We start from the raw sequence: 9,393 nt of genomic DNA, 5'->3' as shown, positions 1-9,393 counted from the left end.
ACTATCGCCCACATCCGGGTCCTGACACGACGCTTGGCAAGGTACGGATATCGTTGAAACCTTTTCGAGTCAGGCTCTTAGCTCCTGCAGCCGCGTACCCCAGTTGCACATACTAACAAGCACAGGTTCTAAGGATTTTCCCAGCTCCGTGAGCTCGTACTCCACCTTAGGCGGAATCTCGGGATAAATGATGCGGTTGATAACGCCGTCGGCTTCCAGCTCCCTGAGTTGAAGCGTGATCATTCGCGGCGTCGCAGCGGGAGTGAGGCGGCAGATCGCGTTGAACCGCAGTTTGCCATCTAGCAGATGAAACAGGATCACCGGCTTCCACAGACCCCCGATGACCGAGATTGTCGCTTCCACGGCGCATCCAGTCCGGTTGGCCGTACTGCGCTTGCGCTTCGGCTTGGCACTATCATCCATGATACTACATGCTCTCTTTGTACGTACTTCATTCAGAAGCGTCATACTCCTACTTCACGGCAGTGAAAAGAAGGACGCGCTGGCACCGGAGGGCCTGTTCCAGCCGTTTCACCTCAAGAAGGAGCTGTGCCTCACAATGTCTACGGAACAAAAGCCACTTATCTCGGTCGTTGGCGCAACGAGCAAGCAAGGCCGCAGCGTGGCGACGACACTTCTCAAGAGCAATCAATACAGGGTTCGCGCATTGACCCGGAACCGCGATTCAGAAGAAGCTCGCAGCCTCGCAGCTCTTGGTGCGGAAGTTGTGGTCGCACCGCTGGGGCCCGGCCATCAGAAGGAACTGGTCGCAGCCTTTGCGGGCGCGGATGGCGCGTACCTGATGACGCCGCAGCTTCTGCCACAAGACAACGCCGAATTTGCCCTGGGCAAACAACTGGCCGATGCAGCCGTTGAAGCCGGCGTCGGTCACATCGTCTTCTCGACATTAGAAAATGTCGAGAAGATCTCGGGTGGGAAGAAGTTCACGCCTCACTTCACCGACAAGGCGCTCGTTGCCGATTACATTCGCACCCTGCCAATTGCACACTCGTTCGTCTCTCTCGCCTTTTTCTATACGAACCTGCTGGAATATTACGTACCGCAGATGGAAGGCGACACGCTCCTCATGCCGATCTACCTCCCTGGGGACTTCCGCGCGCCGTTCGTCGATCCTATGACGGCAACGGGACCGGCCGTCCTTTCTGTGCTGTCCGACTTGGAGACATTCAAAGGAAAGACCCTTCCAATCGTCGGCGACATCATTTCGCCGCGTGAGATGGTCGAAACTTTCCAGCACGTGACCGGCATCAAGGCAGAATACCGTAGCGCTTTCAAGCGCGAAGAACTGCTGAAATACTTTCCGGCATTCGGCGCCAATGAGCTTCTTGTCGATGAACTGATCGGCATGGTCGAATTTGCGGTCGAGTACGGCTACTTCGACAAGGAACACGATCTGGAATGGAGCCGCCGCTTGAATCCGGAGACGCTTTCCTGGGAGCAGTTTCTGAAGTCGTCCGACTGGCGCGGCGACAGGAAGCAGTTCGGCCTTTGAACCAGTCCGTCGGGGCCGACAACCGCCGGAATACGGTCACGCAGTTGTCGACGTCGAAATGGCACAGGCTGGCTTATCGCGTCACGCGAAGCGCATTCAGCCGCAACAACAATGGTGAAAACGATATGAGCGTTGAAGACAACAAGCGCATCGTGCGCGAGTTTTGTAATCACTTTAAGACATCAAATGCTGATGGTCTAATTGATGGCATGACAGAGGACGCAACTTGGTGGGTCAATGGAAAGCCGCACCTGTTTCCGTCGGCCGGGACAAAGACGAAAACGGAAGCTGCAAGCATGTTCCGCAACATGTTTACGGCCTATTCGAACGGTCTTGATATGAAAGTCATCAACCTGATCGGCGAAGGAGATAGCATCGCTGCTGAGGCGCGATCGCAGGCAACCACGACGTCCGGCAAGATCTACGAGAACGAATACTTTATTCTGTTCAAGATCCGCGATGGAAAGATTGCGAGCGTAAGGGAATACACCGACCTTATGCATGTCCAGGAAACCTTCGGCTAAGGCCATTGCGACCAAGCCCGCTTCGCTTTGAGCGCCGCGCAGCCGACGGAACCGGCTCGACGCTAATCGCCCTTCTATCAGAAATCGCTCATTCTGCCCGTTGGCGCCGCGATGCGCATCGCTGGTCTTGAACGGATACGACCTTCGGCTCCTGCGCTTCTGCTGTTAAGTGGCTTGAATTAAAGAGCATTTCCCATGAGATCGATCCTAAACAGTAAACTGTCCCATAGCAGTGGACAGAAATCTTGGGTGCCGACTCAATAAAGCTTTTGGGAAACGCGCTCGGCCATGAAATCAATGAAGGCGCGAACTTTGGGCGCTCGTGCCGACATAGGGGGCCAGACGAGCGAAACGCTGCCACGTTCGTCCGTGTAATCTGCGAGGACAGCTTGAAGCCGTCCCGCCGCAATGTCTTCGCTTACGAGATAGCTCGGCGCCTGAATAATCCCCAAGCCACCCAGTGCGGCGGATGCAAGTGCCTCGCCGTCATTTAAAACGACAGAGGGCTTGATTGGCGTTGGTTGGAGTGAATTTTTGAAGGCCCAAACTTCCGGCCGACCGGTGGTTGGAAAACGATAAAAAACACAGCAGTGATTATGGAGATCTGACGGAGTTTGCGGGGTGCCGCGGTGTGCAAGATATTTCGGCGAGGCGCACGTTATGAAAGTGTGTGGTCCGATCCTCCGAGCGCGCAACGTCGAATCGTCCAGCTCACCTAGCCGCAGCACCACGTCATACCCACCATTGATAATATCAACCTTGACGTCATCGAGGCTGATCTCGGTCATCACATCTGGAAAGCGGATGCGAAAATCGAGAAGCGCCGGCATGATGATCTTGCGACCTAAGACTGTGGGCACACTCACCTTAATGCGGCCTCGGGGTGCCTTTTGAACCAAGTGAAGCTCTTGCTCAGCGTCATGCAGTTCTTTCAATATGCGGGCGACGTATCGATATAGAATGTCGCCTTCCCCGGTCACGGCTAGCGATCTGGTCGTACGGTTCAGCAATCGCAGGCCTAGACGCGCCTCAAGTCGCTCCACCGCCTTTCCCACGGCCGATGCAGACAGACCAAGCTTCCTTCCCGCAGCCGCAAAACTTCCGGTTTCGACGGCGACTGAAAACGCGACGAGGCCGCTAAGGGATTCTATTGAGACGATTGAAGACATTATGTCCGGTATGATGCGACGAAGACCCCCATTCCGTCAACAGCCGCGATTCTCCAATATCTACACAGCAACTGTTCGCGCAGACCGCTACTAGAACGTCGAGCTAAGCATTGGGAGGAAGTAATCATGTCTCACACTCATGCCCGTGTCTCCCGTCGTTGATCATTCAACGCGCCGGGTAAAGGATCAAGCAAGCAATGACAGGATTGCGGCAGGTAATATTCGAACGCCTGAAAACGACTGCGATGGTGTGGCTCGCCGTCTACCCAAGCGTCCTTCTGATTGTTTGGATTGTAGGCGACTGCATGCAGGATTGGCCAATGCCGCTGCGAGTACTGGGCGCAACGCTCATGGTTGTGCCAATTGTCACCAACGTTAGCCAACCCGCAGTCAGGACAATTGTCGGCAAAATCGAACAGGTAATGGTGCAGTGGCAATCACGTAACCGGCTCTAGCCTCGTCCTTTCCGGACGAATACTCGAAAGTGGAAGGATCCACAGATATGACGATGCCCCTCGACAACAAACCGAGCCGCAAAGCCTTCAATTGGATCAGCGGATCTCAATGCCAAGAAGGTCAGTTGAAACAGTCAATAGACCCAGCGACTTATAACGTAATCGGCCACTACCCCGACTACGGCCTTGAGGCAGCGAAATTTGCGGTGGCAGCAGCCTCTAAAGCCTTTCGCGAAACAATGTGGGCGCATGATCATGAATTACGGGCTCGTGTGCTCGACCAACTAGCGTGCGCCTTCGAACGCAATCGCGACAGACTACTCGAAATTCTGTCGTTGGAGAACGGCAAGGTAAAGGCTGAAGCTGCATTCGAGCTGGACATGGTTGCGAGCAAACTCCGCTACTCGGCAGCCACTGCCCTGGTCGAAGGTGGACGGGCATTGACACCAAAGCCCGGGAGCATCTCCGTGATCCTTCGGCAACCGATGGGAGTCGCGGCGGTCATTGCACCTTGGAACTCTCCGGTTATTCTGACGATCCGATCACTCGCCCCAGCGCTCGCTGCTGGTTGCACCACCGTCATCAAACTCCCGGCACAAGTCGCACAGACGGCAAGCGTCATGGCCGAGATTATGGCGGAAGCAGAGGATCTTCCGAATGGCGTGATCAATCTGTTTTTCGAAAGCGGTCCTGAGGGCTCCGCCTATCTCGTGGACTCGCCGGAGGTTCCGGTCGTCAGTTTCACCGGATCTACCCGTACCGGCCGAGCCATTAGCAGCGCCGGCGCGAGATACCTCAAACGTTTCGGAATGGAGCTCGGCGGCAAGACGCCGATGATCGTCTTTGACGATGCAGACCTTGATGCCGCCTTGCCGGCACTGGAAAAGGCGCTGACTGTCTTCAGCGGTCAGTTCTGCATGACGGGGTCCCGCTTGCTCGTGCAGGATGGAAAATATGAGGCCGTGCGCAACGGCTTGGCGGAGAGATTGCGCAACGTCAAGGTTGGCCCCGCCGCCGACCCCTCCAGCGATATGGGCCCGCTGATCGACCGCGCTAACGTTGCGCGGGTCGATGGTGTGGTCGAGGCCGCTATCGCAGCCGGCGCGAAGGTCGTCGAGCGGGGCGGACCCATCAATGTGGGTCCCCTTGCAAACGGCGCTTTCTTCCGCCCGGCCCTTCTGGAAGTCTCCGACAACAGTCTTGCTATCGTACAGGAGGAGACTTTTGGCCCAGTGCTGACGATTCAGCGGTTCTCTGACGAGGCGGAAGCGATCCGTCTTGCCAACGACAATGAGTACGGACTGTCGGCCAGCATCTGGACACGCGATGTAGATCGATCCTTGCGCGTCGCGCAGGCGCTCGAAGCGGGCTCGGTGTGGATCAATGACTGGGCGAGGGTCTACGACGGTACCGAGGAGGGCGGGTTCAAGCAGTCTGGCGTTGGCCGCTTGAACGGTCTGGCCGCGCTGGACGATTTCATCGAACACAAGCACATCGCGCTCAAGCCGGGCTTGGCGCAACGCTGACACCTCAATTCCCAAAGTCACTTAGAAGGAGGAATATACGATGTCTATCAATGCGCACGCTAAGAAGTTGTCTAAAGCCGAGCCTGCATCCCCCACGTCACCGTTGGGGGTATTGCAGTCGATCCTGTCGAACCCGACTGACCTGGATTTCGTAAAACAATTCACGACGGACGATTTCATTTATGTTTCGCTGAACTATGAGCACGCGGAGCTGAAGCGGGTCATGCCTTGGGCCGGTACCAACGAAGGTACCGAAGGGCTGGTTCAGACTTTTATCGATGTCGGCCGTTACTGGACGACAGACAACTTCGAAATTCAGGACAGCTTCGAAAATAAGAACGGAGCAGCGATCTTCGGCACGTTCACCTACACATCAAACGTTTTGGGCAATACGGTGACGTCGCCCTTTTCGGTTCTGGCGCGCGGTGAGAACGGCAAGCTGTCTTATGTGCAGTTTATGGAAGATACTTTCGCAACGGTCCGCAGTTTCAGAAACGGTGGCGAGTATTCCATCAAAGCGAACCCAGACGGGTCCGAAATCACTGTCTGAATGTAGGTCTGCCTTGCGGCAACGATCACTAACTTGATGTAATAGGTTTCGGGCAGCAAGTAATCGCTAGGCGAACTGAACGAAACTTCGGTCAGTTTTCGGCAAAACAACGCCGAAAAAACAATCCTGATCCTGCATGCGCTTGCTCACCTCTCGCAGGAGCGATGGCGCCTAACCGGCACGGCTTAGGCGTTATCGGCTAGACAGTGACTTCGCAGCGGCTGCATTTTTAGCTTCTTCGATGGAAAGGCGAACCGCTCGTTTCATGGCATCCTTCTCGCCGAATATCGCAACAAAAGCCGTGGCACCTTCCAAACGGGCTAACGTGTCAGTCGCAATGTCGCGAGCTACATCGACAGGCATGGCGCGGGACAGGATGCTCGACAGATGATCGCGATGCGCTTGAAAAAATGCTCGAACGGCATGCTTCGCAATCGGGGTCTCGTCACTTGTGCCGTAGGCTAGATGCAGACCTACGCATCTGCCGCGATCAGTGAGAGTGGTCGCGATAAATTCGATGACCTCGACGAATTCATCATCCCATTGCCCGGAGGCTGAGTCTCTTTGACCGAATGTCTCTTGCAAAGTGAGATCAAGTACCGCCGGAACGAGAGCTTCCTTATTGGGGAAGCGGACGTACAGCGATGATTTCTTCAGGCCCACGGCATCCGCGAGGTCATTCATCGACGCGCCTGCATAACCTTTTGATCGAAACAACTCCCTCGCAGTCGATACGATCGTTTCTCTCATGACTTTCATACGTCTTCTCCGAGCCAGGGTTCTCCGCATTTGATACAGGAAATCTAAGGGGTTAACAACCGACCGTTCGGTCGTATTTTACCTTTCATTCGCGACTGTTGGTTTGTCGAATCCTTTGAGAAGGAGTTCTAAAATGGCCGTAAGCTACAAAACGCAAAAGGTACAAGACGTCGAGGTTTTCTACAGAGAGGCCGGTTCAAAGGAAGCACCAGTCTTTCTTCTGCTCCACGGTTTTCCGTCATCCAGCCATATGTTCCGTGATCTGATCCCGCTGTTGGCAGATCAATACCGCGTCATCGCACCAGACCTTCCCGGGTTCGGTCGAACGAGTTCACCTGAACGTGGAGAATTCCCTTACACATTCGATAAACTCGCCGCTGTCATGACGGGCTTCACAGAGGCACTCGGCCTCAGCCGCTATGCACTTTACGTTTTCGACTACGGTGCACCGATCGGGTTCAGGATGGCGACTGCCAATCCGGACCGAATCTCCGCCATCATCAGCCAGAATGGCAACGCCTACATCGAAGGGTTCAGTGATGCATGGACTGCGTGGGAGGCATATTGGCGTGACCCCTCCGCTCAAAACAGAGAGGCATGTCGGGCATCTCTGTCTCCTGGGGTGATCGAGAACTGGCAATACCGCACCGGGACATCAAAAGAGCGTCTTTCACCCGATGGTTATCAACTTGATATCGCGTTCATGTCGCGGCCGGGTGCTGAAGACATTCAACTGGATCTAATCCTCGACTACAGAACAAACATTGACCGGTATCCGGAGTTTCAGGCGTATTTTCGGGATCACCTGCCACCGTTCCTGGCGGTCTGGGGCAGACATGACCCAGCATTCGTACCCGCGGGTGCTGAGGCCTATAAGCGTGACCTGCCCACCGCGGAGGTCCATCTGCTCGATACCGGCCATTTTGCCTTGGAAACACATGCGGATGAGATCGCTCAGTTCATCCGGAGCTTCCTGATCAGACATGTCTAAGCTCGATACGACTGTCGTCGTCGGGCTTGGCTCAAGTGGCCACTGAAAAGCGGACAATCGCGAAGCTTCACGGGGAGGACAGGTACGGGTTTTACGACCTATTCCAAGTGTTCCTGTTCAAGCAACGGAGTTTTGCACGTCTGGCACCTACAGGATGCCAGCAATCCCCGCGAAATAGTGTTCGCTTGTTCGGTTGGATCCGACGGTGTCCTTCGCAAATAACTTGAAACACATCAACTTATCCTGGTGGAAAGGAACAGATACATGATCAATCTTGAAGGCAAACGCGCACTGGTAACTGGCGGGTCGCGAGGCATTGGTGCTGCGATCGCATTGGCGCTGGCAGAAAACGGCGCGGATGTCGCGTTCACCTACCAACGCTCCGCCGAAAAAGCCTCGAAGGTAACCGAAGCGATCGAAAAGATGGGGCGTCGCGTGGCTGCAATCCAAGCGGACAGCGCCGACCCCGAGGCAATTGCTAGCTCAGTAAGCGAGGCCGTCTCCGCTTTGGGGGGGCTGGACATCCTTGTGAACAGCGCCGCGATTGGCCACAACGGCATGATCGTCGACCTGGATGTCTCAGCGTATCAGACCTTGATGGATGTCAATGTACGAGCTCCGGTCCTGTTCGCGAAAGCCGTCATCCCGCATCTCGGCAAAGGCGGCCGCATCGTCACAATCGGCTCGGCTCTGGGCGAGCGGGTACCGTTTCCCGGCATAACACCCTATGCAATGTCCAAGGCAGCACTCACATCCTTCACACGCGGTCTTTCGCGTGAACTTGGTCCAAGTGGTATCACCGTCAATCTCGTGCAACCCGGAGCAACCGATACTGAAAGCAACCCGGCGGACGGCCCGGCTGCAGACTTGCAGAAAAGCTTGACCTCCTTGGGACGCTACGGCGAACCGCGGGAGATTGCCAACGCTGTGGTATTTCTCGCAAGCCCGGCCGCGAGTGTCATCACGGGCGCTATTCTCACCGCAGACGGCGGTGCAATCGCCTGACTTGCTCGTGCAAGATTCTGATGGAGCGATGGTGCCCACCTTTTCGATCGCCCGGACTAACCGGCAACACACCATTTCGGTGGGCGCCATCTCCATGCTTATACCTTCCTCACAATAGGAGACCACAATGGCAAAGCCTGAACTTTTCGTCACGCCTGGGTTCGGGCAGAAATTCCATGAGCTTTTGCACTTTTCACAAGCGCTCAAGATTGGTGATCGCATCGAGATCTCCGGCCAGGGCGGATGGAACGATGAACTCGAAATTCCGGAGTCAATCGTGACCGAGATCGAGAGAGCATTTGAGAATGTCCGGCGAACCTTGGCCACGGCTGGCGCGGACTGGAAGGATGTCGTCCATGTCAACTCTTATCACGTCGGAGGCTTTCCACCGATCGTGAACGAAACGATTGCCGGTCTTTTCCGTGAGTACATGCCCGATCGAGCTCCGATCTGGACGCAGACCGGTGTGGAAGCCCTTGGGCTCCCCGCGATGCGAATTGAGATCCGTGTCACTGCCATCCTGGAATGACTCTGGCGCCTACCACGGCTGCATTACGATGCAAAGGCTAGTCGCGTTTAGCAACGACCGACCCATGGCCAAAGCCTGTGACCGCCTTAATGCGATCAGAATCTCAGCCTCCCAAGGAGAATGTAATGAACACCGACAGTTGCCCCATTCCCACACCGCAGGAGCGCTCCTTCCTAGCCATCCAGCAAGCGGCCGAACAGACGATGCTTGAGAAGGTGTCGCGCGCCATCTCCGATGCGACAGCCGAAGTCACGAGGAACGTGCAAGACGCTGGTTTGGAATTTGAACCGACCAGTGAAGGCTACTTCATGTTCGCGGTTCAGCAGGCAACATTCGTGCGCCTTTGCGGAGGCAATCCGGATACGCTGCGGG

At 55.5% G+C, this 9,393-nt stretch carries 11 protein-coding genes; 8 read left to right on the top strand and 3 right to left on the bottom strand.

Going from position 1 to position 9,393, the window contains the following annotated elements:
* Positions 1-69: 69 nt before the first annotated feature.
* Positions 70-423, bottom strand: a complete 354-nt coding sequence (locus tag BS630_RS27300) for a winged helix-turn-helix transcriptional regulator (protein ID WP_077979881.1) — start codon at positions 421-423, stop codon at positions 70-72.
* Positions 424-559: 136 nt separating this feature from the next.
* On the opposite strand from BS630_RS27300, the gene BS630_RS27295 reads away from it, so the two are divergent.
* Complete coding sequence (locus BS630_RS27295) at positions 560-1,513, top strand: NmrA/HSCARG family protein (RefSeq protein ID WP_077979880.1); 954 nt, start codon at positions 560-562, stop codon at positions 1,511-1,513.
* Positions 1,510-2,037 (top strand): nuclear transport factor 2 family protein, encoded by a 528-nt coding sequence (locus tag BS630_RS27290; protein WP_077979879.1) that lies wholly within the window; start codon positions 1,510-1,512, stop codon positions 2,035-2,037. Before BS630_RS27295 ends, BS630_RS27290 begins: the two co-directional genes overlap by 4 nt.
* Before the next feature lie 257 nt (positions 2,038-2,294).
* Here BS630_RS27290 and BS630_RS27285 read toward each other — a convergent pair whose 3' ends face one another.
* Positions 2,295-3,206 (bottom strand): LysR family transcriptional regulator, encoded by a 912-nt coding sequence (locus tag BS630_RS27285; RefSeq protein ID WP_077979878.1) that lies wholly within the window; start codon positions 3,204-3,206, stop codon positions 2,295-2,297.
* Positions 3,207-3,708: 502 nt separating this feature from the next.
* Here BS630_RS27285 and BS630_RS27275 point away from each other — a divergent pair.
* Complete coding sequence (locus tag BS630_RS27275) at positions 3,709-5,187, top strand: aldehyde dehydrogenase family protein (protein ID WP_077979876.1); 1,479 nt, start codon at positions 3,709-3,711, stop codon at positions 5,185-5,187.
* A gap of 40 nt (positions 5,188-5,227) precedes the next feature.
* Positions 5,228-5,737, top strand: coding sequence for a nuclear transport factor 2 family protein (locus BS630_RS27270; RefSeq protein WP_245310511.1), 510 nt, complete (start codon positions 5,228-5,230; stop codon positions 5,735-5,737).
* 192 nt (positions 5,738-5,929) lie between these two features.
* Here the strand turns inward: BS630_RS27270 and BS630_RS27265 are convergent, their stop codons facing one another.
* Complete coding sequence (locus BS630_RS27265) at positions 5,930-6,496, bottom strand: TetR/AcrR family transcriptional regulator (protein WP_017957028.1); 567 nt, start codon at positions 6,494-6,496, stop codon at positions 5,930-5,932.
* A gap of 133 nt (positions 6,497-6,629) precedes the next feature.
* Here BS630_RS27265 and BS630_RS27260 point away from each other — a divergent pair, with 133 nt between their 5' ends.
* From BS630_RS27260 to BS630_RS27245, 4 genes are all read left to right on the top strand, one after another.
* Complete coding sequence (locus BS630_RS27260; protein WP_077979874.1) at positions 6,630-7,487, top strand: alpha/beta fold hydrolase; 858 nt, start codon at positions 6,630-6,632, stop codon at positions 7,485-7,487.
* Between the two features lie 264 nt (positions 7,488-7,751).
* Complete coding sequence (locus BS630_RS27255) at positions 7,752-8,492, top strand: SDR family NAD(P)-dependent oxidoreductase (protein ID WP_017957030.1); 741 nt, start codon at positions 7,752-7,754, stop codon at positions 8,490-8,492.
* Positions 8,493-8,619: 127 nt separating this feature from the next.
* Positions 8,620-9,021 carry a RidA family protein gene (locus BS630_RS27250; protein WP_017957031.1) on the top strand — a complete coding sequence of 134 codons (402 nt, stop codon included), beginning with the start codon at positions 8,620-8,622 and terminating at the stop codon, positions 9,019-9,021.
* Positions 9,022-9,146: 125 nt separating this feature from the next.
* A partial coding sequence (locus tag BS630_RS27245) for a hypothetical protein (protein WP_077979873.1) occupies positions 9,147-9,393 on the top strand: 247 nt, incomplete at its 3' end.

Source organism: Rhizobium laguerreae (assembly GCF_002008165.1).
In the GTDB taxonomy this organism is placed as follows: Bacteria; Pseudomonadota; Alphaproteobacteria; order Rhizobiales; family Rhizobiaceae; genus Rhizobium; species Rhizobium laguerreae.
The sequence above is the reverse complement of the archived record's forward strand: the minus strand, read 5'-3'. Positions and strand labels throughout refer to the sequence as shown.

What these genes read in the sequence shown, in the direction of transcription:
- BS630_RS27300 (WP_077979881.1), bottom strand. Translation starts at nt 423, where the DNA reads ATGGATGATAGTGCCAAGCCGAAGCGCAAGCGCAGTACGGCCAACCGG.
- BS630_RS27275 (WP_077979876.1), top strand. Translation starts at nt 3,709, where the DNA reads ATGACGATGCCCCTCGACAACAAACCGAGCCGCAAAGCCTTCAATTGG.
- BS630_RS27255 (WP_017957030.1), top strand. Translation starts at nt 7,752, where the DNA reads ATGATCAATCTTGAAGGCAAACGCGCACTGGTAACTGGCGGGTCGCGA.
- BS630_RS27260 (WP_077979874.1), top strand. Translation starts at nt 6,630, where the DNA reads ATGGCCGTAAGCTACAAAACGCAAAAGGTACAAGACGTCGAGGTTTTC.
- BS630_RS27270 (WP_245310511.1), top strand. Translation starts at nt 5,228, where the DNA reads ATGTCTATCAATGCGCACGCTAAGAAGTTGTCTAAAGCCGAGCCTGCA.
- BS630_RS27285 (WP_077979878.1), bottom strand. Translation starts at nt 3,206, where the DNA reads ATGTCTTCAATCGTCTCAATAGAATCCCTTAGCGGCCTCGTCGCGTTT.
- BS630_RS27250 (WP_017957031.1), top strand. Translation starts at nt 8,620, where the DNA reads ATGGCAAAGCCTGAACTTTTCGTCACGCCTGGGTTCGGGCAGAAATTC.
- BS630_RS27265 (WP_017957028.1), bottom strand. Translation starts at nt 6,496, where the DNA reads ATGAAAGTCATGAGAGAAACGATCGTATCGACTGCGAGGGAGTTGTTT.
- BS630_RS27295 (WP_077979880.1), top strand. Translation starts at nt 560, where the DNA reads ATGTCTACGGAACAAAAGCCACTTATCTCGGTCGTTGGCGCAACGAGC.